This window comes from Streptomyces justiciae, assembly GCF_015163075.1.
Lineage (GTDB): Bacteria > Actinomycetota > Actinomycetes > Streptomycetales > Streptomycetaceae > Streptomyces > Streptomyces justiciae.
Window position 1 is genome coordinate 111,537 of record NZ_JADDXU010000006.1, and the last position, 23,244, is coordinate 134,780.

The window sequence follows — 23,244 nt, forward strand, 5'->3', positions numbered from 1 at the left end:
GATGCGTTGGGGAGAGCGGGCGCAGGGGTCTTCCTGGCCGCCGCCCGGAGATTACGTGTACATGCTCAGCCTGTAAATGCCTCCCGAACAGCTTCTGACCGGGCGAGGGGCGCGGCCGTATACGAACACGGGCCGCACCCCTCGCCGTTGGCCAAAACCTGACTACACGGGGTCGTACGTCCGCTCGACCTTCTGCGTGCCGGTCCTCGTGCGGTACGAACGGGCCCAGGACGACGTCGCGTTGGCCTTCGTCTTGTCGGAGACGACGTAGTAGTCCATCTGCGCGCGGTCGGCGGTGATGTCCAGGACGCCGTAGCCGTGGCGGTCGGTGTCGACCCAGTGGACATGCCGGTTGGCCAGCTTGATGATCGGCGCGGCGACCGCGGAGACCGTGCCCTCGGGGACCTTCACGAGGTCGTCCAGGTTGTCGGAGGTCACCGACGTGACGACGAACTCGGTCGCGGCCGAGGCCGACAGCGGGTACGTACCGGCGTCCACCGGCACGTCGTTGGCCCACGCCATGTGGATGTCACCGGTCAGGAACACGGTGTTGCGGATCGCGTTCGAGCGCAGGTGGGCCAGGAGTTCACGGCGGTCGTCCGTGTAGCCGTCCCACTGGTCGGTGTTGAGGGCGAGGCCCTCCTGCGGCAGGCCCAGCAGCTTGGCGAGCGGCTTGAGCAGATCCGCGGAGAGCGAGCCGATCGCGAACGGCGAGATCATCACCGAGTTGCCGACCAGCCGCCAGGTGGTGTCGGAGGACTTCAACCCCGCCTTCAGCCAGTCCAGTTGGGCGCGCCCGGTGAGCGTGCGGTCCGGGTCGTCGACCGAGCCGTTGCCGACGGACACCTGCTGCGAACGGAAGGACCGCAGGTCCAGCAGCGACAGATCGACCAACTTGCCGAAGCGCAGCCGCCGGTAGGTCGTCCCCGCGATCGCCGGGCGCACCGGCATCCAATCGAAGTACGCCTGCTTGGCGGCAGCCTGGCGTGCGGCCCAGGCGCCTTCCGTGCCCTCGGTGTGGTTCTCCGCGCCGCCCGACCAGGCGTCGTTGGCGAACTCGTGGTCGTCCCAGATCGCCACGACCGGAGCCACCGCGTGCAGCGCCTGGAGATCGGCGTCGGTCTTGTACTTCCCGTGCCGGACCCGGTAGTCGGCGAGGGTCAGGATCTCGTGGGTCGGCGCGTGCTGCCGTACGACGGTGTCACGGGTGCCGTACTCGCCGGTGCCGTACTCGTAGATGTAGTCGCCCAGGTGCAGCCAGGCGTCCAGGTCGCCGCGCGCGGCGAGATGGCGGTACGAGGAGAAGTAGCCGGCCTCCCAGTTCGCACAGGAGACCACGCCGAAGCGGAGGTTGGCGACGGCCGAATCCGCCGCCGGCGCGGTGCGGGTGCGCGCCGCCGGGGAGTCGGTGCCGCCCGCGGAGAAGCGGAACCAGTAGTGCGTGGTGGGGGCGAGGCCGCGGACGTCGGCCTTGACGGTGTGGTCGGAGGCGGCGGTCGCGGTGACGGAGCCCTTGGCGACGATGTTCGTGAACGCCTTGTCCGTGGCGACGATCCAGCTCACCTCGGTGTCCGGGCCGAGCCCGGAGCCGGGTATCGCCGCGGCCACGGGGGTCACCCGGGTCCACAGCAGGATGCCGTCGGGCAGCGGGTCGCCGGAGGCGACGCCGTGCAGGAATGCGGGGGCCTCGTCGGCGGCGCCGGCGGGGAAGGGGGCTGCGACGAGGGCCGCGCCCGCGGTGGCGGCGGCGGCCTTCACGACCGTACGGCGGCGTGGCGCCAGGGAGTTGAGGCGCTCGGATGCTCTGTGTCTACTGGTCACGACCGATCAGGTTACTGATCGGTATGAACGAGAGCGGGCGAACTGGTGAAAGTTCGCCCGCTCTTTGAGGTGAAGAAGGTCAGGTCTTCGAGGTGAAGGAGCGTCAGGCCTTCAGCGCCGCCTCGATCGCCGTGTTGAACTCGGCCACCGTCATCGGCGCGTTCTGCCCGTCGGAGCCGGTCAGCGCCTTGCCGTCCATCTTCAGGGTCGGAGTGCCGGTCACGCCGCTGTCGTCGAACTTGGCGGACATCTCCAGCGCCCACTTGTCGTAGGTGCCGTTCTTCACGGCGTTCTGGAAGGTCTTGTTGTCCTTCAGGGCGTCGACGGTGTTCGCGATCTTGATGAGGTAGGCGTCGTCCTTGAACTTGTCGTCGTTCTCCTCGGGGTGCCACTTCTTCGAGTACATCGCGGTCTTGTACTCGAGGAAGGCCTCGGGGCTGACGTTGAGCGCGGCGCCGAGCGCGCTGAGCCCGTTCTTGGAACCCTCGCCGCCCAGGCCCTTGTCGAGGAAGCTGGCACCGACGTACTCGATCTTGAACTTGCCGGCCTCGACGTCCTTGTCCACGGTCGAGCCGACGGTCTGCTCGAACTGGGCGCAGACCGGGCAGCGCGGGTCCTCGTACATCACGAGGGTCTTCTTGGCGCTGTCCTTGCCGATGACGACCGTCGTGCCGTTCTCGCCCGTGGTGTTGGCCGGCTTGACGAGCTTGTCGCTCTTCGCCTCTTCCCAGTAGCTGGGCTTGTTGCCCTGGACCACGGCGTAGCTGATGCCGCCGGCTATCGCGAGGACGCCGACGATGGAGCAGGCGACGATGACCTGCCGCTTGATCTTGTCGCGCTTGGCCTGGCGCTCGCGCTCCTGGCGCAGCCGCTCGCGGGCCGCCGTCTTCGCCGCCTGGCTGTTCCGCTTGCTCATGGGGGATCTCCGTAAGGGGACGCGCACACGTGTGTGCGGATACGTAAAAGGGGGTGGTGGTGCTCGGTGCTGTGCGTGATCGTTCAGGCGAGAGCGGCCGAGCAGGGCGGTCCACGCCGTCCCAGGGAGTGCACGAGAAGCCGGTCGCGGGCGACGGTCGTACGACGACGGGGGCGCCGCGGGACGCGGGGTGCCGGGGTCTGTCGTACCGCCACCGCGGCGACCGCGAGGAGGAGCGGGCGGAACGTCGTCGCCGCCACCGCCCGCAGCAGCTGGGCCAGCGCCCGCTCGCCGCGGCGCAGCCAGGCGGCGGCCAGCAGGCCGACGCCGATGTGCGCGCCGAGCAGCAGCCAGGCGGCCTGCGGATCGGCGTGGGCGAGGACGCTCGCGAGCCGGTCGGTGTCGGCGCCGGTGACCCGGGCCAGGGGGGTACCGACGCTGGTGCCGTCGCCGCAGAACACGTCCCAGCCGACCGAGCGCAGGGGGCCCGCGACGGGGCCGCCCGCGGCGCCGTAGCACACGTGCTGCCCGGTGGTGAGGACCGTGTCCGCGGCCAGCTCCAGCGGGACGAGCAGGGCGGCGATCCGCCCGAAGCTCCGCTCCCGGCCGGCCAGGGCGTACGCCACGGCGAACACGGCGACCGCGACCAGGGCCACCGTGTTCAGCGGGAGCGGGGCGCGGGACAGCAGTACGTGCGACGCGGTGCTGAGCGTCACGACGAGTGCCGTGAACAGCGCCGCGCGGAGCGCTCGTAGCTGGGTCCCGGATATGTCCATAGCGACAGAGAGTGTGTCACGCGCCCCTGTAAGGGACCCCTAAAAGGTCCCTGTGAGCGCCCCTATCGTTATCGACATGCGTGCGGTTTCCGTCACAGGCCCGGAATCCGGCCGTTGCGGAACAGGTCCACGAAGATCTGGTGGTCGGCACGCGCGCGTGCGCCGTAGTCGTGCGCGAAGGAGACCAGGAGCTCGCCGAAGCCCTCCTCGTCGGCCGCGATCGCCGCGTCGATGGCCCGCTCGGTGGAGAACGGCACCAGGGACTCGCCGGACTGGTCGTCCGCCGCCGCGTGCATGGTGGCCGTGGCCCGGCCGAGGTCGGCGACGACCGCCGCGATCTCCTCGGTGTCGTCGATGTCACCCCAGTCGAGATCCACGGCGTACGGCGAGACCTCGGCGACCAACTGCCCCGCGCCGTCCAGCTCGGTCCAGCCCAGCCACGGGTCGGCGTGGGCCTGGAGGGCGCGCTGGGAGATCACCGTGCGGTGCCCCTCGTGCTGGAAGTAGTCACGGATCGCCGGGTCGGTGATGTGCCGGGAGACGGCCGGGGTCTGGGCCTGCTTGATGTAGATCACGACGTCGTTCTCCAACGCGTCGCTGTGGCCCTCCAGGAGGATGTTGTACGACGGGAGTCCCGCCGACCCGATGCCGATCCCGCGGCGGCCGACGACGTCCTTCACGCGGTAGGAGTCCGGGCGGGCCAGCGACGCGTCCGGCAGGGTCTCCAGGTAGCCGTCGAAGGCGGCCAGCACCTTGTACCGCGTGGCCGCGTCCAGCTCGATGGAGCCGCCGCCCGGGGCGAACCGGCGCTCGAAGTCCCGGATCTCGGTCATCGAGTCCAGCAGCCCGAAGCGGGTCAGCGAGCGGGCGTCACGCAGCGCGTCCAGGAGCGGGCCCTCGGCGGTGTCCAGCGTGAACGGCGGCACCTCGTCGCTCTTGGCGCCGGTCGCCAGGGCGTGGACGCGCTCGCGGTACGCGCCCGCGTAGACACGCACCAGCTCGGTGATCTGCTCGTCGCTGAGCGCCTTCGCGTAGCCGATCAGGGCGATCGAGGCGGAGAAGCGCTTGAGGTCCCACGTGAAGGGGCCGACGTACGCCTCGTCGAAGTCGTTGACGTTGAAGATCAGCCGGCCGGTGGCGTCCATGTACGTGCCGAAGTTCTCGGCGTGCAGGTCGCCGTGGATCCACACGCGCGAGGTGCGCTCGTCCAGGTACGGGCCGCCCCGCTTCTCGGCGTCGAGGTCGTGGTAGAAGAGGCACGCCGTGCCCCGGTAGAACGCGAACGCCGAGGCCGCCATCTTGCGGAACTTCACGCGGAACGCGGCCGGGTCGGCGGCCAGGAGCTCGCCGAAGGCGGTGTCGAAGACGGCGAGGATCTCCTCGCCGCGAGGCTCGTCGTTGAGCTGCGGTACCGACATCGCGGGGTGCCTCCTGGTGCATGTGTACGACAGCGTTTCTGTCGTCTCAACGGGCGGGAGCGGACGAAAGTGCCCGCGGAATCCCTCGCTGTGAAGGTACGCGGGGCGGCCCCCGGAGTGTCAGTCCCGAGGCATAGACTTCCGAGCTGTCCCCCGAACTGTGCGCCAGCCCGTCGCCGACTGTTTTCCCTGGAGGCCAAACCGTGTCGAAGCCGCCGTTCACGCACCTGCACGTCCACACCCAGTACTCCCTGCTGGACGGTGCCGCGCGGCTGAAGGACATGTTCGACGCGTGCAACGAGATGGGCATGACCCATATCGCCATGTCGGACCACGGCAACCTCCACGGGGCGTACGACTTCTTCCATTCCGCGAAGAAGGCCGGGGTCACCCCGATCATCGGCATCGAGGCCTATGTCGCCCCCGAGTCCCGGCGCAACAAGCGCAAGATCCAGTGGGGCCAGCCGCACCAGAAGCGGGACGACGTCTCGGGTTCCGGTGGTTACACCCACAAGACGATCTGGGCGTCCAACGTCACCGGTCTGCACAACCTCTTCCGGCTCTCCTCGGACGCGTACGCCGAGGGCTGGCTGCAGAAGTGGCCCCGGATGGACAAGGAGACCATCTCCCAGTGGTCCGAGGGCCTCATCGCCTCCACCGGCTGCCCCTCCGGCGAGCTCCAGACCCGCCTGCGCCTCGGCCAGTACGACGAGGCCCTGAAGTCGGCCGCCGAGTACCAGGACATCTTCGGCAAGGACCGCTACTTCCTGGAGCTGATGGACCACGGCATCGAGATCGAGCGCCGGGTCCGCGACGGCCTCCTCGACATCGGCAAGAAGCTCGGCATCCCGCCGCTGGTGACGAACGACTCGCACTACACGTACGCGCACGAGGCGACGGCGCACGACGCCCTGCTCTGCATCCAGACCGGCAAGAACCTCTCCGACCCGGACCGCTTCAAGTTCGACGGCACCGGCTACTACCTGAAGTCCACGGACGAGATGTACGCCGTCGACTCCTCCGACGCCTGGCAGGAGGGCTGCCGCAACACCCTCCTGGTCGCCGAGCAGGTCGACACCACCGGCATGTTCGAGGCCAAGAACCTCATGCCGAAGTTCGACATCCCCGAGGGCTACACCGAGGTCACCTGGTTCAAGGAGGAGGTCCGCCGCGGCATGGAGCGCCGCTACCCGGGCGGCATCCCCGAGGACCGCCAGAAGCAGGCCGACTACGAGATGGACGTCATCATCTCGATGGGCTTCCCCGGCTACTTCCTCGTCGTCGCCGACTTCATCATGTGGGCCAAGAACAACGGCATCGCGGTCGGCCCAGGGCGAGGCTCCGCGGCCGGCTCGATCGTCGCCTACGCCATGGGCATCACCGACCTCGACCCGATCCCGCACGGCCTGATCTTCGAGCGGTTCCTCAACCCCGAGCGCATCTCCATGCCCGACGTCGACATCGACTTCGACGAGCGCAGGCGCGTCGAGGTGATCAGGTACGTGACGGAGAAATACGGCGCCGACAAGGTCGCCATGATCGGCACCTACGGCAAGATCAAGGCCAAGAACGCGATCAAGGACTCCGCGCGCGTGCTGGGCTACCCGTACGCGATGGGCGACCGCATCACCAAGGCCATGCCCGCCGACGTCCTCGGCAAGGGCATCGACCTCAACGGCATCACCGACCCCTCGCACCCGCGCTACAGCGAGGCGGGCGAGGTCCGCGGGATGTACGAGAACGAACCGGACGTGAAGAAGGTCATCGACACCGCCAAGGGCGTCGAGGGCCTGGTCCGGCAGATGGGTGTGCACGCCGCCGGCGTGATCATGTCCAGCGAGACCATCACCGAGCACGTGCCCGTCTGGGTGCGCCACACCGACGGCGTGACCATCACGCAGTGGGACTACCCGAGTTGTGAGTCGCTCGGCCTGCTGAAGATGGACTTCCTCGGCCTGCGCAACCTGACGATCATGGACGACGCCGTCAAGATGGTGAAGTCCAACAAGGGCATCGACATCGACCTGCTGGCGCTGCCGCTGGACGACCCGACGACCTTCGAACTCCTCCAGCGCGGCGACACCCTCGGCGTCTTCCAGTTCGACGGCGGCCCCATGCGCTCGCTGCTGCGCCTGATGAAGCCCGACAACTTCGAAGACATCTCCGCCGTCTCCGCGCTGTACCGCCCGGGCCCGATGGGCATGGACTCGCACACCAACTACGCGCTGCGCAAGAACAAGCTCCAGGAGATCACCCCGATCCACCCGGAGCTGGAGGAGCCGCTCGAAGAGGTCCTCGCGGTCACCTACGGCCTGATCGTCTACCAGGAGCAGGTGCAGAAGGCCGCGCAGATCATCGCCGGCTACTCGCTCGGCGAGGCCGACATCCTCCGCCGAGTGATGGGCAAGAAGAAGCCCGACGAACTGGCGAAGAACTTCACCATCTTCCAGGCGGGCGCCAAGAAGAACGGCTACAGCGACGAGGCGATCCAGGCGCTGTGGGACGTGCTGGTCCCCTTCGCCGGCTACGCCTTCAACAAGGCGCACTCCGCCGCGTACGGCCTGGTCTCGTACTGGACGGCCTACCTCAAGGCCAACCACCCCGCCGAGTACATGGCCGCGCTGCTGACCTCGGTGAAGGACGACAAGGACAAGTCGGCCGTCTACCTCAACGAGTGCCGTCGCATGGGCATCAAGGTGCTCCCGCCGAACGTCAACGAGTCGGTGCACAACTTCGCCGCCCAGGGCGACGACGTGATCCTCTTCGGCCTGGAGGCCGTGCGCAACGTCGGCACCAACGTGGTCGAGTCGATCATCAAGAGCCGCAAGGCCAAGGGGAAGTACGCCTCGTTCCCCGACTACCTCGACAAGGTCGAGGCGGTCGCCTGCAACAAGCGCACCACCGAGTCGCTGATCAAGGCGGGCGCCTTCGACACCCTCGGCCACACCCGCAAGGGCCTCACCGCGCACTTCGAGCCGATGATCGACAACGTGGTCGCGGTCAAGCGCAAGGAGGCCGAGGGACAGTTCGACCTCTTCGGCGGCATGGGCGAGGAGGAGAGCAGCGAACCCGGCTTCGGACTCGACGTCGAGTTCACCACCGACGAGTGGGACAAGACCTATCTCCTCGCCCAGGAGCGGGAGATGCTCGGTCTGTACGTCTCCGACCACCCGCTCTTCGGCCTGGAGCACGTGCTGTCCGACAAGGCCGACGCGGGCATCGCCCAGCTCACCGGAGGTGAGCACGCGGACGGCGCGGTCGTCACCATCGGCGGCATCATCTCCGGTCTGCAGCGCAAGATGACCAAGCAGGGCAACGCCTGGGCGATCGCCACCGTCGAGGACCTCGCCGGCTCCATCGAGTGCATGTTCTTCCCGGCCACCTACCAGCTGGTGTCGACCCAACTCGTCGAGGACGCCGTGGTGTTCGTCAAGGGCCGCCTCGACAAGCGCGAGGACGTGCCCCGTCTCGTTGCCATGGAACTCCAGGTCCCCGATCTGTCGAACGCGGGCACCAACGCGCCGGTGATCCTCACCATCCCGGCGACCCGGGTCACCCCGCCGATGGTCAGCCGCCTCGGCGAGATCCTCAGCCACCACAAGGGCGAGAGCGAGGTCCGGATCAAGCTCCAGGGCCCGACCAAGACCACGGTCCTGCGCCTGGACCGGCACCGGGTGAAGCCGGACCCGGCGCTCTTCGGCGACCTGAAGGTGCTGCTCGGCCCGTCCTGCCTCGCGGGTTAGCCGTTAGCCGTACGTCGAGAGGGCGCATCCGTGGTCCGGATGCGCCCTCTCCGTGTGCCTGGGTCTCAACAACCCGTTATGCAGATGTCAGTTGTGACCGAAGCGCTTCTGCTTGCCCTTGCGGGCCATGTCACCCGGAGTCACCTGGGTCATGCGCTGCTCGGCCTGCGCCTCCATCGAGGACTGCTGGGCCTGCTGCTGACCACGCTCGGACTGCGGCTGCTTACGGTCACGGTTCTTGTTCTTGGCCATGGTGATCTGCCTCCTGAGGGGGATCTAGGGGCCAGGGCCGCGACCAGATTCACATAGGCTGACAAAGAACGCATTTCGGATAATTACCGTGTGTGACAGGGGATGTCGCCCGGCGATGCACCGAAACGCCACGCCGAAGATCGAGTTCCGGCCGTTAACCTCCGCGCGGTCGGGCAGACTCGAAGGAAGCCCGAAGCAAACCTCCCGGGAAGAGGGTGAGTCGCGTGGACCGCTGCATCGTCCTGGTGGACGCCGGCTATCTGCTGGGGGCGGCCGCCTCCCTCCTTGCCGGGGAACCTTCCCGATCCCGGATCACCGTCGACCACGCCGCCCTCATCCAAGGCCTGCGCGACCGCGCCGAGTCGGACACCGAGCGGCCGCTGCTGCGCATCTACTGGTTCGACGGCGCCCCCGACCGCGTCCCCCAGCCCGAACACCGCCGGCTGCGCGTGATGCCCCGGGTCACTGTCCGGCTCGGCGCCCTGACCCGCAGCGACGGACGCTGGGCCCAGAAGGGCGTCGACGCCGCCATGCACGCCGAGCTCACCGAGCTGGCCCGCAACCGCGCCTGCTCCGACATCGTCCTGGTCACCGGCGACGGCGACCTGCTGCCGGGCATGATGGCCGCCAAGGAGCACGGCGTCGCCGTCCACCTGTGGGCCGTGCAGGCCGCCGACGGCGACTACAACCAGTCCGAGGACCTCGTCGCCGAGGCCGACGAACGACGCGTCCTGGACCGTACGTGGATCACCAAGGCTGTCCGCGCCAAGGAGCTCGGCGGGATCTGCGCGCCGCCGCCCGCGCCCCGGCCCGAGATCGCCGCGATCCTCTCCGCGCCGCTGCCCGACTCCGCGCTCGCCGCGGCCGCCGAGCGCTCCGCCGACGAGAGCGAGCACGCCCCGGCCGCCGCGTCCGAGAACGGCACCCAGGAGCGGGTGCCCGCGCCCAAGGGCGTGCCCACCCCCAAGGATCTGGCCGCCCTGCGCGCCCCGGGCGTCCAGCCGCAGCAGCCTGCCAACGCCACCCTGCGCTGGTCCTCCGACAAGGGCTGGGTCGACCGGCCCGGCGGCTCCGCCGAACCGCCCGAGGTCGCCTCGATGCCCACGCTCGCGCAGCTCACCACCGCCGAGCAGCGCTGGGCCGACCGGGAGGAGGACATCACGACCGTCGGAGGCGACCCCTACGAGGTGGGGCAGGTCTTCGCCCGACGCTGGATGGAACGCCTCGGCGACCAGAGCCACCTCCAGAAGCTCTCCGGGATGTACCCGCGCATCCCGCACCGCATCGACGGGGAGCTGCTGCGCTACGCCGCCCGCTTCGGGCTGCTCGCCCACAAGGACGACCAGATCGACGAGCACGACCGGTACGCCATCAGGGCCGGGTTCTGGCGCGAGATCGACGTACGCACGGCCGCGGAGCACGCGCCCGCGGGGGAGTGAAACGGCACATACGCCGCCCCCAGGGCGAGCGGAGGTTCCCGACCCCGTAGTCTCGTGCCTTGTGAGTACGCGCGCGGGACAGGCACTTCGGCATGGCGACGATGTCGTGTGCGCGGTGCGCGGACTGACCAAGACCTATCCCGCGGTACGGGGCAGGCGCGGGGTTCCCGCGACGCCCGAGGTGCGGGCCACCGACGACGTACGACTCGACATCCGCCGCGGTGAGATCTTCGGGCTGCTCGGGCCGAACGGCGCCGGCAAGTCCACCCTCGTACGCCAGCTGACCGGCCTGATGCGGCCCGACAGCGGCACGGTCGAGATCCTCGGGCACGACATCGTGCGCCACCCGGAGCGGGCCGCGCGCATCCTCGCCTACCTCGGCCAGGAGTCCACCGCCCTCGACGAACTCACCGTCTCCCTCGCCGCCGAGACCACCGGACGGCTGCGCGGCCTGGAGGCGCGTGAGGCCAGGGCCGAGCGGGACGCCGTACTCGACGAACTGGGGCTCGCGCCGCTCGCCGGGCGGGCGATCAAGAAGCTGTCCGGCGGTCAGCGGCGGCTGGCGTGCTTCGCCGCCGCGCTGGTCGGGGAGCGGCCGCTGCTCGTGCTCGACGAGCCGACCACCGGCATGGACCCGGTGGCGCGGCGGGCCGTGTGGGCGGCCGTGGACCGGCGCCGGGCCGAACGCGGCACGACCGTCCTGCTCGTCACCCACAACGTCATCGAGGCCGAGACCGTCCTCGACCGGGTCGCGGTCCTCGACCGCGGGCGGGTGATCGCCTGCGACACCCCCGTCGGGCTCAAGGAACAGGTCGCCGGAGAGGTTCGCGTCGACTTGGTGTGGCGCGAGGCCGCTCCGCTGCACGTCCCCGAGGTCGCCGCGCTGCACGACCGGGCCGTCGAGGCCGGACGCCGCTGGACGCTCCGGCTCGCGCCTGAAGAGGCCCGCGCGGTCGTCGCCACCGTCACCGGCGGCGCCGCCTTCGCCGCCCTCGACGACTTCACGCTCGCCACGCCCAGCCTGGAGGACGTGTACCTGGCGCTCGGCGGGGCGGCGCGGCAGGGGCTGGTGAAGGCGTGAACGCTTTGAAGGCTCTTGAGTCGGGCTTGAGCGAGCGGGCCGTAGCATCCGTACGGAGACGGAACAGGGCGAACGTATCGGTGACCCCGTGGGTGAAAGGGAGCAGCGCCACGTGAGTGTCGTACCCGCCGAGGTGCTGCCGGGCAGCGCCCTGGCCGTCGAGGAGACGGACCGGGACGCGGCCGAGCTCGGGCCGCGTGCGCGGCTGTGGCCGGCGCTCGTGGCCGTCTACCGGGCCCAGCTGTCCCGGGCCCGGGTCGCGCGCATCCCGCTGCTGTTCGTGGCGACCTTCCAGTCCGTCGGGATCATGATCCTGATGCGCGGGGTCGTGGACGGCGGGGCCGAGGCGCAGGCCGTGGTCGCGGGCTCCGCGGTGCTCGTCGTGGCGTTCGTCGCGCTGAACCTGCTCGCGCAGTACTTCGGGCAGCTGCGGGCGAGCGGAGGCCTTGACCACTACGCGACGCTGCCGGTGCCGCCCGCGGCGGTGGTGCTGGGGGCGGCGGGGGCGTACGCCTCCTTCACTGTGCCCGGGACCGTCGTGACAGCGGTGTTCGGCTGCGTGCTGTTCGGGCTGCCGATGGCGCATCTGTGGGTGCTCGTCGCGGTGATCCCGCTCGCGGGCGCTGCGCTGGCCGGGCTCGGCGCCGCCTTCGGGCTGCTCGCGCCGCGGCCGGAACTGGCGACCGTGCTCGGCCAGTTGGGCATGTCCGCGGCGCTGCTGCTGGGCGTCCTGCCGGCCGACCGGATGCCGGAGGGGGTGCGGTTCCTGCGGGACCTGCTGCCCTCGACGTACGGCGTCGAAGCCTTCGCGCGGACCTTCGGGCCGCATCCCGACTGGGCGTTCGTCCTCGGTGACCTGGCCGTCTGCGGAGCGGTCGGGGTCGTCTCGCTCGGCGTCGCCACCTGGGCGTACCGTCGGGCGGCCGTCCGGTGACGCGCCGCACAGGCGGGCCTGGCACGATGTCAGGGTGACCGCACCACTGACTCCTCCTCCGCCGCCGAGCGACCCCTCTCCGCACCAGGCCTGGCAGGCGCCGCCGCCGTACGGTGCCGGTGGGCCCGGAAGCCTGTACGAACAGGACGGTCCCGGAATGAAGACCGAACTGCGGGAAGCCGCCGTGATCACGGTGGCGGTGGCGCTGGGTGGGCTGCTGCTGGGGGTGCTGTGGTGGTGGCTGGCGCCGCATGTGCCGCTGGTCGGGGACGTCGTCGAGAAGCGGTGGATCGTCTACCTCAAGGACACCGAGGGGGAGCAGGCGGTCGGCGTCGACGGGACGTTCGCGCTGCTCGGGCTGGCGTTCGGGGTGGTGAGCGCGGTCGTCGTGTTCCTGCTGCGGCGGCGTGGGGGTGTGCCGTTGGTGGTGGCGCTCGGGGTCGGGGGGCTGCTCGGGTCGTTGCTGGCGTGGCGGGTCGGGGTGTGGCTCGGGCCGGCGCAGGATGTGCTGGCCCATGCGAAGTCCGTGGGCAAGGGGGTGACGTTCTCGGCGCCGCTGAAACTGGGGGCGAAGGGGGCGTTGCTGGCGTGGTCTTTGGGGGCGCTGTTGGTGCACCTGGGGCTTACGGGGTTGTTCGGGCCGCGGGATCCTGAGGTGCCGGCGTATGGGGCGGGGCCGTATGGGGCGAAGCCGCAGGCGTAGCTCGTGAGGTGCATGGGGTGGGGGCTGGGCGGGGGTGGGTTCAGCTCGCCCGCGCCGGCGGGGTGCCGCTGCGCCCACCCGTGCCGCCCTGCGGCACGACTGCCCGCAGCTACGCGGGCAAACGGGTGCCGCTGCATGGATGGGTAAGCCCCTACGCCGGGCGCCTGCCGTGGTTTGAGCGGCCCTTCTTTGTGCGCCACTTTCGCTTTCGGGTTTTTTTCGACATGTTCCTCGTACTTAACCGAGGAACGGGCCCGCGTCGAGGGGTCAGGCGCGGCCGATGGGGGCCAGTACCGCGTCCGTGAGTTTGGTCAGGTCCTCCGGGGCGAGTTCGACCTCCAGGCCTCTGCGGCCCGCCGAGACGCAGATCGTGGGGTGGGCGGACGCCGACGCGTCCAGGACCGTCGGGAGCTTTTTGCGCTGGCCCAAGGGGGAGATGCCGCCCCTGACGTAGCCCGTCGTGCGTTCGGCGAGGGTTGGGTCTGCCATGGCCGCCCGCTTGCCGTTCACCGCCGCCGCCAGGGCCTTCAGGTCCAGCTGGCCCGCCACCGGGACCACCGCCACCGTGAGCGTGCCGTCCACGTCCGCGACGAGGGTCTTGAAGACGCGCTCGGGAGACACGCCCATCGCCTCGGCCGCCTCCTCGCCGTAGGAGGGGTGGTTGGGGTCGTGGTCGTAGGCGTGGACCGTGTATTCCGCTCCCGCCGCCGTCAAGGCCACCGTCGCGGGGGTGCCGCCTGTCTGCTGTGCCTGCTTCTTGGGCTTCTTCGCCATCGGTCGTCCCTCGGACTCAGTTCAGACTCGTCGGGCCGCGCGTCAGGTCCGACGCCGGCAACGACGGCAGGTTACGGATGATCGCCGTCTCCGAGCGAAGGAGTTTCAGCTCGTCGCGCAGCCGGGACGCGGTGTCCGGGGCCTGGAGGAGGCGTTGCTTGGTGGGGGTGTCGAGCATCATCGCCGCCGCGACGAGGTAGGAGACGACCGCCGGTTCGTCCGGCAGCTCCGAGCCGGAGGTGAGGGAGCGTTCGCGGGCGCCCGCCAGGCGTTTCTGGTACGCGCGGAAGGCCCTCAGGACGCCTTCGGCCAGGGCGCCGGCCTCCTCGCCCCGCTCCTCCGGGAGCTCTTCCAGTTCCGCGACGAGATACGGGCCCGACGCGTCCACGGACAGCAGCTTCACCCGGGTCGTGCCGGTCGCCAGGACCTCGAACGTGCCGTCGGCACGCTCCCTGATCGTCGCCGCGTCCGCGATGCAGCCGGTGCCGTGGAAGGCCTTGGCGGGATCGGTGCCGAAGCCCGCCGCCGGGCCGCGTTCGGGCACGGACGTGGGATCGGGCATGCCGGGCTCGCTCGCCGCCACCTCGTGGCCGTCGCGGATCGCGACGACGGCGAAGCGGCGCGGTTCGTCCTCGGGGGTCTTCAGAAGTTCGCGCATCATGGCGCGGTAGCGCTCCTCGAAGACGTTCAACGGGAGCACCAACCCCGGGAACAGCACCGAGTTCAGGGGGAAGAGCGGGAGCCGGACGGTGGTCACGGCGCAAAAGCCTAATGGTCGCGGGAGTGTGCACGTCCGCGGTGCTCACTCCGTGGATGGCCGGAGGCCGACCGGAGCCGGATCTCCTCCCGCAGTTCCAGAAACCGGCCCAGCGGGTCGTCGGAGACCAGCTCCCAAGGGAACGACGTGGCGTACGGGCCGATCCGGCGCAGCTGCTCCAGGGCGTCCGAGCGGCGGTCAAGGAGCGCGAGGACGTACGTCAGCTTGTTGCGCATCTCGGCCGGCCACGGGTCCGCCGCCGGGAACCGCGCCGACAGCGCGATCGCCCGGTCCGCCGCCGCGTCCAGCCGGGCCCGGGGTACGTCCGGGCCGCAGCCGTCGGTCAGATAGGCGAGCGCCGCCCGGGTCGGCAGGGCCTGGACGAGGGAGTCGGCCGGGGCGTCCTGCGCGGCCGTCTCCGCGAAGTCGAAGCACTCCCGGTGCGAGCCGTGCCAGCTCTCGGCCAGATAGCGCAGGGCGGCGGCATGGCAGCCGTAGTGGTGCGGGGCGCGGCGGATCGCCGCCTCCCACAGCTCCTCGAAGTACTTGTGCCCGGCGCGCGAGCCGTGCGCGTGGTCCAGCGCGATCCGCCACGGCACCGGATCGCGGCCGTCCCCGCGCGCGGCGGCCGTGATCAGCGGGCTCACCTCGCGCAGCAGCTCCTCCCGCGCGGGCGATCCCCAGACGCGGGTCACGGCGAGCTGGGCGCCGACCACGAGCAGGTCGGGGTCGCGCGGAGCGGCCGTACGCCACGACTCGAACCACTCGGGGCGGGCGGACGCGAAGGAGGCCAGGCGTACGACGTACCGGTCGCGGTGTTCCCAGGCGGCGGCCGCGCGGGTGCCGGCGAGCAGGGCGGCCGCCACCTCGTACGATCCCTGCCCCGCGGCCACGAGCGCGGGGCCGAGCCGGTCGTCGGGCGCGTCGAGGAGCACCTCGTCGTCGGCCGGCAGCGCGACAGGCGGGTGCTCGACGGTCCTGGCCGTCCGGGAGGAGCGGACGAACGGGGGCAGCAGAGCCATGGTGTCGACCATTGAAAAGCCGCAGGTCGCGGAAGCGCCAGAGGTTCCGTGCAAAGTGCGGAAAGTTGTACGGCGGCAGGTCAAGAGCGCGTAAAAAGGTTACTGTTCAACAACTGTTCGATCGCTGTCCCCGCAACGGCACGCTAATTGCGTCTCAGCAGCCGCGTGGCCCCCGCCGCCACCGTCGTCGCCAGGATCCAGCCCAGCAGGATCATCGCCGCCGCCAGCCACTGCCAGCCGCCGCGCAGCTGCCAGAAGCCGACCTGGCCGAGGTCGATGACCGGCAGGAGCAGGTCGAGGGCGAACAGGGTGGCGTTCCAGTGCGGGCCCTCGCCGCCCTTGAGCGGCGGATGGTCGGCGTGCGCGAAGGCCAGCGAGCCCGCCGCCCACAGCACCGCCATCCACACCAGCGCCCGCCCCGGCCGGTAGCCGTAGGCGACCGTCCAGTCCTGCGCGTACCCCCACAGCTTGGCGGCCGGCGGCAGCGTCTCGCGGCGGCGGCGCTGCTTGGCGAGCAGCACCTCGCGCGCGTCCTCGTCCTCGCCGCCGGCCCGCAGCACGGTCGCCAGCCGCTCGTACGGCTCCGGGTTGTACTCGGCGGTCGCGGCGGTCACCCACGCCAGCCGCTCCTCCAGCGGGAACGGGCCCCTCGGCACCAGGTTCTCGTAGGCGAAGCCGCCCATGTGCAGCCGGCCCGGGCCCGGCCAGCTGTCGGTGCGGTCCATCAGGTTCACCACCCGCGCCCCCGACAGCACGACCCTGCCGCGCGCGGGTGCCTGCCCGAGGAAGCGCAGCTCGGGCGTCTGGATGCGGCGCAGCGACACCTCCTGGTCGTCGGCGAGGGTGAAGCGCGCCTTCTCGAAGTCGACCGCGTCCCCGAACCGGCCGTCGTCGAGGCGCAGCCCGCCCCGGCAGGTGAACCGCTGGATGCGCGTGCCCTGCGCCGGGGTGGCCCCGCTCAGCAGCTGGCTGCCGACGCCCGCCGGCGTCAGGTACATCGAGCGGCCGACGGTCAGCTGCGGCGCGTTGAGCGCGAGCCGCGTGTAGGGGTTGGCCAGCTTCGCGCCGCGCAGGCTCAGCGAGACACCGATCTTGGCGCTGCGCAGGCTCAGCTCGCCGTGCGACTCAAGGAGCTCGGCCTGCAGATCCTGCCCCACGGTCATGCCGTCGGCGGCGATCGAACGACCGCTGCGGTCCCGATAGACGATCGCCTGGTTGAGCAGCAGATCGGTGCCGATGTGCGCGTCGGTCAGCCGTACGCCGTTGTGGAACCGGCAGCGGGGCAGATGCAGATCGCCCTCGGTGTGCACGCGGGCCGCCTCCAGGCGCGGCACCGAGCAGTCCACCAGGCGCAGGGTGGTGAAACGGGCCTCCGGCAGCAGGACGTCCCGCTCGAACCGGCAGCCCTTCAGCTCCACGTACGGCACCACGATGCCGCCCGCCAGCTCCAGCGCGCCGCTGATCTGCACGCCGGCCAGCTTCAGCGACGACACCCGGCCGGCCAGCGCGGGCGGCCCGTCCAGCAGCAGCCAGCACACGATGCGGGCCCGCACGGTCCGCTCCGGGCCCCACGGGTGCCCGCCGTGCGGATCGTCGACGACCGCGTCGCCGCTGCTCAGGTCGTACACACTGCCGTTGCGGAAGGCCTGCCACATGCCGACCTCGGCAGGCGTCAGATCGTCCGGCGGGTCCCCCTCGGTCACCACTCCTCCAAACGTGTGTGCGCACCCCCGGTCATGCCCGCTGGGTCACCCCCGAAGCACAGGACGTGAAGGGGATCTTCCGGGTTGCGTATCAGGGCGCGTATCAGCCATTGGAATGCCCGAACGACGCCGAACCGTGGTCTGAGAGAATTGGGTCTGTGATCTCCCGAATCGATCTGCGCGGCGACGCCCTCCCCGAGGGCCCCGCCCTGCGCGACCTGCTGCCCCGAGCCGACTTCGACGTTCAGGCCGCCCTGGAGAAGGTGCGTCCGATCTGCGAGGCCGTGCATCATCGGGGCGACGCGGCGCTGATCGACTTCGCGGAGAAGTTCGACGGGGTCCGGCTGGAATCCGTACGGGTCCCGGCCCAGGCCATCAGCGACGCACTGGAGAACCTCGACCCGGCCGTCCGCGCGGCCCTGGAGGAGTCCATCCGGCGCGCCCGACTCGTCCACCGCGAGCAGCGCCGCAGCACCCACACGACCCAGGTCGTGCCCGGCGGCACCGTCACCGAGAAGTGGGTGCCGGTCGACCGCGTCGGGCTGTACGCGCCCGGCGGGCGCGCCGTCTACCCGTCGTCCGTGATCATGAACGTGGTCCCGGCCCAGGAGGCCGGCGTCCCTTCCCTCGCCCTCGCCTCCCCGGCGCAGGCCGACTTCGGCGGCCTTCCGCACCCGACGATCCTCGCCGCGTGCGCGCTGCTCGGCGTCGACGAGGTGTACGCCGCCGGTGGCGCGACCGCCGTCGCGATGTTCGCGTACGGCACCGAGTCCTGCCCGCCCGCCCCCATGGTGACCGGCCCCGGCAACATCTGGGTCGCCGCCGCCAAGCGCTACTTCACCGGCAAGATCGGCATCGACGCCGAGGCCGGCCCGACCGAGATCGCGGTCCTCGCGGACGCCACCGCCGACCCGGTGCACGTCGCCTCCGACCTGATCAGTCAGGCCGAGCACGACCCGCTCGCCGCCGCCGTCCTGGTCACCGACTCCGTCGAGCTGGCGGACGCGGTCGAGAAGGAGCTGGAGCCGCAGGTCGCGGCCAGCAAGCACATCGACGAGCGGATCCGCCCGGCCCTGGAGGGCAAGCAGTCGGCGATCGTCCTCGTCGACGGCGTCGAGGAGGGCCTCCGGGTCGTCAACGCCTACGGCGCCGAGCACCTGGAGATCCAGACCGCCGACGCCGCCGCGATCGCCGAGCGGGTGACCAACGCGGGCGCGATCTTCATCGGGCCCTGGGCGCCGGTCTCGCTCGGCGACTACGCCGCCGGGTCCAACCACGTCCTGCCCACCGGCGGGTGCGCCTGCCACTCCTCCGGGCTCTCCGTCCAGTCCTTCCTGCGCGGCATCCACATCGTCGACTACACGAAGGACGCGCTCGCGGACGTGGCGCACCACGTGGTCACGCTGGCGGAGGCGGAGGACCTGCCCGCGCACGGCGCGGCGATCAAGGCAAGGTTCGGTTGGAAGGTGCCTGAGAGCAAGTGAGCTTCGGAATCGACGATCTCCCCGTACGGGACGAGCTGCGCGGCAAGTCCCCTTATGGCGCGCCCCAGTTGGACGTCCCCGTACGGCTGAACACCAACGAGAACCCGTACCCGCTGCCCGAGCCGCTGGTCGAGCGCATCGCCGAGCGGGTCCGTGCGGCCGCGCGCGACCTCAACCGCTACCCGGACCGCGACGCGGTCGAGCTGCGCACCCAGCTCGCCAAGTACCTGACGGACACGTCCGGTCACGAGGTGGGCCTGGCCAACGTGTGGGCCGCCAACGGCTCCAACGAGGTCATCCAGCAACTGCTCCAGACCTTCGGCGGCCCCGGCCGGACGGCGATCGGCTTCGAGCCGTCGTACTCGATGCACGGCCTGATCGCGCGCGGCACGGGCACGGGCTGGATCTCCGGTCCCCGCAACGAGGACTTCACCATCGACGTCGAAGCGGCCGTGCGGGCGATCGCCGACGCCAAGCCGGACGTCGTCTTCGTCACCACCCCCAACAACCCGACCGGCAACGCGGTCCCGCCGGAGACGGTCCTCGCGCTGTACGAGGCCGCGCAGGCGGCGAAGCCGTCGATGGTCGTGGTCGACGAGGCGTACGTCGAGTTCAGCCACGGCGACTCGCTGCTGCCGCTCATCGAGGGACGGCCCCAGCTCGTCATCTCGCGGACCATGTCGAAGGCCTTCGGCGCGGCGGGCCTGCGCCTCGGCTACCTCGCCGCGCACCCGGCGGTGGTGGACGCCGTACAGCTCGTACGGCTGCCCTACCACCTGTCGGCCGTCACCCAGGCGACCGCCCTGGCCGCCCTGGAGCACACCGACACGCTGCTGAAGTACGTCGAGCAGCTGAAGACTGAGCGGGACCGGCTGGTGAGCGAGCTGCGGGCGGCCGGGTACGAGGTCGTGGAGTCCGACGCGAACTTCGTGCAGTTCGGGCGCTTCGACGACGAGGGCGGCTCCCACGCGGCCTGGCAGAAGATCCTCGACCGGGGTGTCCTGGTCCGGGACAACGGCATCCCGGGGTGGCTGCGGGTGTCCGCCGGAACCCCCGAAGAGAACGACGCGTTCCTCGACGCGGTCCGTGAACTGAAGAAGGAGCAGAGCGCATGAGCCGCGTAGGACGGGTGGAAAGGGTCACCAAGGAGACCTCGGTGCTCGTCGAGATCGATCTCGACGGCAGCGGCAAGGTCGATGTGTCGACCGGGGTCGGCTTCTACGACCACATGCTCGACCAGCTCGGCCGGCACGGTCTGTTCGACCTGACCGTGAAGACCGAGGGCGACCTGCACATCGACTCGCACCACACCATCGAGGACACCGCCCTCGCCCTCGGCGCCGCCTTCAAGCAGGCGCTCGGCGACAAGGTCGGCATCTACCGCTTCGGCAACTGCACGGTCCCGCTGGACGAGTCGCTCGCCCAGGTCACCGTCGACCTGTCCGGCCGCCCCTACCTCGTGCACACCGAGCCCGAGAACATGGCGCCGATGATCGGCGAGTACGACACCACCATGACCCGGCACATCCTGGAGTCCTTCGTCGCCCAGGCGCAGATCGCCCTGCACGTGCACGTGCCGTACGGGCGCAACGCGCACCACATCGTGGAGTGCCAGTTCAAGGCGCTCGCACGGGCGCTGCGCTACGCGTCCGAGCGGGACCCGCGCGCGGCCGGCATCCTCCCCTCCACGAAGGGCGCGCTGTGAACGGGCTGTCCACCGTCCTGATCGTCCTCGGCCTCTTCCTGGTCGGCGGGATCATCTCCTTCGTCAAGCAGGGGATGCCGAGGCAGCTCGTCGTGCTGCTCTCCATCGGCGCCGCGATGTGTCTCGTCGCCGGTGTCATGAGGCTGGAGGTGTGGAGTTGAGCGCCGTCAGTGGCAAGAAGGTCGTCGTCTTCGACTACGGCTTCGGGAACGTCCGCTCCGCCGAGCGTGCCCTCGCGCGCACCGGGGCCGACGTCGAGATAACGCGTGACTTCGACAAGGCGATGAACGCCGACGGGCTGCTGGTGCCGGGCGTCGGCGCCTTCGCCGCCTGCATGAAGGGCCTGCGCGAGGCGCGCGGCGACTGGATCATCGACCGCCGGCTGTCCGGCGGGCGCCCGGTCATGGGGATCTGCGTCGGCATGCAGATCCTCTTCGCGCGCGGCATCGAGCACGGCGTGGAGACCGAGGGCCTCGACGAGTGGCCCGGCTCGGTCGAGCCGTTGCAGGCCGACATCGTGCCCCACATGGGCTGGAACACCGTGGACGCGCCGGCCGGCTCCGAGCTGTTCGCGGGCCTGGACGCGGACGCCCGCTTCTACTTCGTGCACTCCTACGCCGTCCACGACTGGTCGCTGGAGACGCTCAACGAGGCGATGACCCCGCCGAAGGTCACCTGGTCGACGCACGGCAAGCCGTTCGTGGCCGCCGTGGAGAACGGCGCCCTGTGGGCCACGCAGTTCCACCCCGAGAAGTCCGGCGACGCCGGAGCGCAGCTGCTGAACAACTGGATCGGAACCCTCTGATGGCTCCCAAGCTTGAGCTTCTCCCCGCCGTCGACGTCCGCGACGGCCAGGCCGTCCGCCTCGTGCACGGCGAGTCCGGCACGGAGACCTCGTACGGCTCCCCCCTCGAGGCCGCCCTCGCCTGGCAGGCGGCGGGCGCCGAGTGGCTGCACCTGGTCGACCTGGACGCCGCCTTCGGCACCGGCGACAACCGGGACCTGGTCCGCCAGGTCACCGAGGCCATGGACATCAAGGTCGAGCTGTCCGGCGGCATCCGCGACGACGCCTCGCTCGCGGCGGCCCTCGCCACCGGCTGCACCCGCGTCAACCTCGGCACCGCCGCCCTGGAGAGCCCGGAGTGGGTCGCCAAGGTCATCGCCGAGCACGGCGACAAGATCGCGGTCGGTCTCGACGTACGCGGTACGACCCTCAAGGGCCGCGGCTGGACCAGTGAGGGCGGCGACCTCTACGAGGCGCTGGAGCGCCTCGACAAGGAGGGCTGCGCCCGGTACGTCGTCACCGACATCGCCAAGGACGGCACGCTCCAGGGCCCCAACCTGGAGCTGCTGCGCAACGTCTGCGCGGCGACGGACCGGCCGGTCGTGGCGTCGGGCGGCGTGTCGTCGCTGGACGACCTCCGTGCCATCGCCGAGCTGGTACCCCTCGGTGTCGAGGGCTCCATCGTCGGGAAGGCCCTGTACGCGAAGGCGTTCACGCTGGAAGAGGCCTTGGAGGCTGTGTCCTGATGACTGATGCCGTACGGCGGGTGCAGAGCGGGAGTCCCTGGGAAGAGTCCTTCGGTTTCGCACGCGCCGTCGCGGCGGGCGACCGGGTGCTGGTCGGCGGCACGACGTCCTTCAAGGGCTCCGTGCTGTACGGCGAGGGTGATCCGTACGAGCAGGCCAGGGTCGCCTTCGGTACGGCGATCGAGGCGATCGGCGAGTTCGGCCTCGACGCCGGGTCCGTGATCCGTACGCGGATGTATCTGACCCATGCGCGGGACGTGGACGACGTGGGCCGCGCGCACAAGGAGCTCTTCGACGCGGTGCGTCCGGTCTCGACCCTCCTCGTCGTGGAGGGCTTCGTCGACCCGCGCATCCTCGTCGAAGTCGAAGTAGAGGCATTCAGAGGAGCCGTGAACTCATGACCCTGGCGGTCCGAGTCATCCCCTGCCTGGACGTGGACAACGGCCGGGTCGTCAAGGGCGTCAACTTCCAGAACCTGCGCGACGCGGGTGACCCCGTCGAGATGGCCAAGGTGTACGACGCCGAGGGCGCCGACGAGCTGACGTTCCTGGACATCACCGCGTCGTCCGGCAACCGCGAGACCACGTACGACGTGGTGCGCCGCACGGCCGAGCAGGTCTTCATCCCGCTCACGGTCGGCGGCGGTGTGCGCACCGCCGAGGACGTGGACAAGCTGCTGCGGGCCGGCGCGGACAAGGTCGGTGTGAACACCGCCGCCATCGCGCGCCCTGATCTCATCCGCGAGATCGCCGAGCGGTTCGGGCGGCAGGTGCTGGTGCTGTCGGTGGACGCGCGCCGCACTCCGGAAGGCACCTTCGAGGTCACCACCCACGGTGGCCGCAAGGGCACCGGCATCGACGCCGTCGAGTGGGCGCACCGGGCCGCCGAGCTGGGGGCGGGGGAGATCCTGCTCAACTCGATGGACGCGGACGGCACGAAGGACGGCTACGACCTGGAGATGATCGCCGCCGTCCGCAAGCACGTGACGGTTCCGGTGATCGCGTCGGGCGGCGCCGGCAAGCTGGCCGACTTCGCGCCGGCGATCGAGTCGGGGGCGGACGCGGTGCTGGCGGCGTCGGTGTTCCACTTCGGTGATCTGCGGATCGGTGAGGTGAAGGACGCGTTGCGGGGGGCTGGGCATCCGGTGAGGTGACGGTTCGCAAGGGATGAAGTAAGCCCCGGCCGC

General features: G+C 70.5%; 22 protein-coding genes. 13 read left to right on the forward strand and 9 right to left on the reverse strand.

Annotated elements, in window-relative coordinates:
- Positions 1 to 162: 162 nt before the first annotated feature.
- From IQ210_RS18380 to IQ210_RS18395, 4 genes are all read right to left on the reverse strand, one after another.
- Positions 163 to 1,821 carry an alkaline phosphatase D family protein gene (locus IQ210_RS18380; RefSeq protein ID WP_194080117.1) on the reverse strand — a complete coding sequence of 553 codons (1,659 nt, stop codon included), beginning with the start codon at positions 1,819 to 1,821 and terminating at the stop codon, positions 163 to 165.
- Between the two features lie 103 nt (positions 1,822 to 1,924).
- Positions 1,925 to 2,737, reverse strand: a complete 813-nt coding sequence (locus tag IQ210_RS18385; RefSeq protein WP_194080118.1) for a thioredoxin domain-containing protein — start codon at positions 2,735 to 2,737, stop codon at positions 1,925 to 1,927.
- Between the two features lie 83 nt (positions 2,738 to 2,820).
- The gene (locus IQ210_RS18390) at positions 2,821 to 3,513 is read right to left on the reverse strand and encodes a hypothetical protein (protein ID WP_194080119.1); all 693 of its coding nucleotides are present in this window, start codon (positions 3,511 to 3,513) and stop codon (positions 2,821 to 2,823) included.
- Between the two features lie 92 nt (positions 3,514 to 3,605).
- Entirely contained in the window at positions 3,606 to 4,931 is a 1,326-nt protein-coding gene (locus IQ210_RS18395) for a DUF2252 domain-containing protein (RefSeq protein WP_194080120.1), read from the reverse strand.
- A gap of 203 nt (positions 4,932 to 5,134) precedes the next feature.
- Here IQ210_RS18395 and dnaE point away from each other — a divergent pair, with 203 nt between their 5' ends.
- Positions 5,135 to 8,674 carry a DNA polymerase III subunit alpha gene (gene dnaE / locus IQ210_RS18400; protein WP_194080121.1) on the forward strand — a complete coding sequence of 1,180 codons (3,540 nt, stop codon included), beginning with the start codon at positions 5,135 to 5,137 and terminating at the stop codon, positions 8,672 to 8,674.
- Between the two features lie 87 nt (positions 8,675 to 8,761).
- On the opposite strand, the gene IQ210_RS18405 is transcribed toward dnaE, so the two are convergent.
- On the reverse strand, positions 8,762 to 8,926 hold the full coding sequence (locus IQ210_RS18405) for a hypothetical protein (protein ID WP_165951132.1): 165 nt from the start codon (positions 8,924 to 8,926) through the stop codon (positions 8,762 to 8,764).
- 224 nt (positions 8,927 to 9,150) lie between these two features.
- Between IQ210_RS18405 and IQ210_RS18410 the strand changes: the two genes are divergently transcribed.
- From IQ210_RS18410 to IQ210_RS18425, 4 genes are all read left to right on the forward strand, one after another.
- On the forward strand, positions 9,151 to 10,365 hold the full coding sequence (locus IQ210_RS18410; protein ID WP_194080122.1) for an NYN domain-containing protein: 1,215 nt from the start codon (positions 9,151 to 9,153) through the stop codon (positions 10,363 to 10,365).
- A 106-nt stretch (positions 10,366 to 10,471) separates the two neighbouring features.
- Positions 10,472 to 11,446 carry an ABC transporter ATP-binding protein gene (locus IQ210_RS18415; RefSeq protein WP_194080457.1) on the forward strand — a complete coding sequence of 325 codons (975 nt, stop codon included), beginning with the start codon at positions 10,472 to 10,474 and terminating at the stop codon, positions 11,444 to 11,446.
- Positions 11,447 to 11,558: 112 nt separating this feature from the next.
- Positions 11,559 to 12,380, forward strand: a complete 822-nt coding sequence (locus tag IQ210_RS18420) for an ABC transporter permease (RefSeq protein ID WP_194080123.1) — start codon at positions 11,559 to 11,561, stop codon at positions 12,378 to 12,380.
- A 34-nt stretch (positions 12,381 to 12,414) separates the two neighbouring features.
- Positions 12,415 to 13,083 (forward strand): AAA family ATPase, encoded by a 669-nt coding sequence (locus IQ210_RS18425; RefSeq protein WP_194080124.1) that lies wholly within the window; start codon positions 12,415 to 12,417, stop codon positions 13,081 to 13,083.
- A gap of 267 nt (positions 13,084 to 13,350) precedes the next feature.
- Here the strand turns inward: IQ210_RS18425 and ybaK are convergent, their stop codons facing one another.
- From ybaK to IQ210_RS18445, 4 genes are all read right to left on the reverse strand, one after another.
- Positions 13,351 to 13,857, reverse strand: coding sequence for a Cys-tRNA(Pro) deacylase (gene ybaK / locus IQ210_RS18430; RefSeq protein WP_194080125.1), 507 nt, complete (start codon positions 13,855 to 13,857; stop codon positions 13,351 to 13,353).
- Positions 13,858 to 13,873: 16 nt separating this feature from the next.
- Positions 13,874 to 14,614: an LON peptidase substrate-binding domain-containing protein gene (locus tag IQ210_RS18435; protein ID WP_194080126.1), complete on the reverse strand. Its 741-nt coding sequence runs from the start codon at positions 14,612 to 14,614 to the stop codon at positions 13,874 to 13,876.
- A gap of 11 nt (positions 14,615 to 14,625) precedes the next feature.
- Entirely contained in the window at positions 14,626 to 15,648 is a 1,023-nt protein-coding gene (locus IQ210_RS18440; protein WP_194080127.1) for a hypothetical protein, read from the reverse strand.
- Positions 15,649 to 15,779: 131 nt separating this feature from the next.
- Complete coding sequence (locus IQ210_RS18445) at positions 15,780 to 17,339, reverse strand: oxidoreductase (RefSeq protein WP_407699708.1); 1,560 nt, start codon at positions 17,337 to 17,339, stop codon at positions 15,780 to 15,782.
- A 158-nt stretch (positions 17,340 to 17,497) separates the two neighbouring features.
- Here IQ210_RS18445 and hisD point away from each other — a divergent pair, with 158 nt between their 5' ends.
- From hisD to hisF, 8 genes are read left to right on the forward strand one after another with little or no spacing between them, the layout of a single operon-like run.
- The gene (gene hisD / locus IQ210_RS18450) at positions 17,498 to 18,823 is read left to right on the forward strand and encodes a histidinol dehydrogenase (protein WP_194080129.1); all 1,326 of its coding nucleotides are present in this window, start codon (positions 17,498 to 17,500) and stop codon (positions 18,821 to 18,823) included.
- A complete protein-coding gene (locus IQ210_RS18455) occupies positions 18,820 to 19,938 on the forward strand; it encodes a histidinol-phosphate transaminase (protein WP_194080130.1) in 1,119 nt (372 codons plus the stop codon). The genes hisD and IQ210_RS18455 overlap by 4 nt, the downstream gene beginning before the upstream one ends.
- A complete protein-coding gene (gene hisB, locus IQ210_RS18460) occupies positions 19,935 to 20,528 on the forward strand; it encodes an imidazoleglycerol-phosphate dehydratase HisB (protein WP_030932889.1) in 594 nt (197 codons plus the stop codon). The genes IQ210_RS18455 and hisB overlap by 4 nt, the downstream gene beginning before the upstream one ends.
- Positions 20,525 to 20,689 carry a hypothetical protein gene (locus IQ210_RS18465; RefSeq protein WP_194080131.1) on the forward strand — a complete coding sequence of 55 codons (165 nt, stop codon included), beginning with the start codon at positions 20,525 to 20,527 and terminating at the stop codon, positions 20,687 to 20,689. The genes hisB and IQ210_RS18465 overlap by 4 nt, the downstream gene beginning before the upstream one ends.
- Positions 20,686 to 21,333 carry an imidazole glycerol phosphate synthase subunit HisH gene (gene hisH / locus IQ210_RS18470; RefSeq protein WP_228047977.1) on the forward strand — a complete coding sequence of 216 codons (648 nt, stop codon included), beginning with the start codon at positions 20,686 to 20,688 and terminating at the stop codon, positions 21,331 to 21,333. Before IQ210_RS18465 ends, hisH begins: the two co-directional genes overlap by 4 nt.
- Positions 21,333 to 22,058: a bifunctional 1-(5-phosphoribosyl)-5-((5-phosphoribosylamino)methylideneamino)imidazole-4-carboxamide isomerase/phosphoribosylanthranilate isomerase PriA gene (gene priA, locus IQ210_RS18475; protein WP_194080133.1), complete on the forward strand. Its 726-nt coding sequence runs from the start codon at positions 21,333 to 21,335 to the stop codon at positions 22,056 to 22,058. Before hisH ends, priA begins: the two co-directional genes overlap by 1 nt.
- Positions 22,055 to 22,459, forward strand: a complete 405-nt coding sequence (locus IQ210_RS18480; protein ID WP_194080458.1) for a RidA family protein — start codon at positions 22,055 to 22,057, stop codon at positions 22,457 to 22,459. Before priA ends, IQ210_RS18480 begins: the two co-directional genes overlap by 4 nt.
- Entirely contained in the window at positions 22,456 to 23,211 is a 756-nt protein-coding gene (hisF, locus tag IQ210_RS18485) for an imidazole glycerol phosphate synthase subunit HisF (RefSeq protein WP_194080134.1), read from the forward strand. Before IQ210_RS18480 ends, hisF begins: the two co-directional genes overlap by 4 nt.
- The last annotated feature ends 33 nt before the right edge of the window (positions 23,212 to 23,244 follow it).

Coding starts and splice junctions, on each gene's coding strand:
- hisF (WP_194080134.1), top strand. CDS start 22,456: ATGACCCTGGCGGTCCGAGTCATCCCCTGCCTGGACGTGGACAACGGC.
- IQ210_RS18385 (WP_194080118.1), bottom strand. CDS start 2,737: ATGAGCAAGCGGAACAGCCAGGCGGCGAAGACGGCGGCCCGCGAGCGG.
- IQ210_RS18440 (WP_194080127.1), bottom strand. CDS start 15,648: ATGGTCGACACCATGGCTCTGCTGCCCCCGTTCGTCCGCTCCTCCCGG.
- IQ210_RS18395 (WP_194080120.1), bottom strand. CDS start 4,931: ATGTCGGTACCGCAGCTCAACGACGAGCCTCGCGGCGAGGAGATCCTC.
- hisB (WP_030932889.1), top strand. CDS start 19,935: ATGAGCCGCGTAGGACGGGTGGAAAGGGTCACCAAGGAGACCTCGGTG.
- IQ210_RS18405 (WP_165951132.1), bottom strand. CDS start 8,926: ATGGCCAAGAACAAGAACCGTGACCGTAAGCAGCCGCAGTCCGAGCGT.
- IQ210_RS18390 (WP_194080119.1), bottom strand. CDS start 3,513: ATGGACATATCCGGGACCCAGCTACGAGCGCTCCGCGCGGCGCTGTTC.
- priA (WP_194080133.1), top strand. CDS start 21,333: ATGGCTCCCAAGCTTGAGCTTCTCCCCGCCGTCGACGTCCGCGACGGC.
- ybaK (WP_194080125.1), bottom strand. CDS start 13,857: ATGGCGAAGAAGCCCAAGAAGCAGGCACAGCAGACAGGCGGCACCCCC.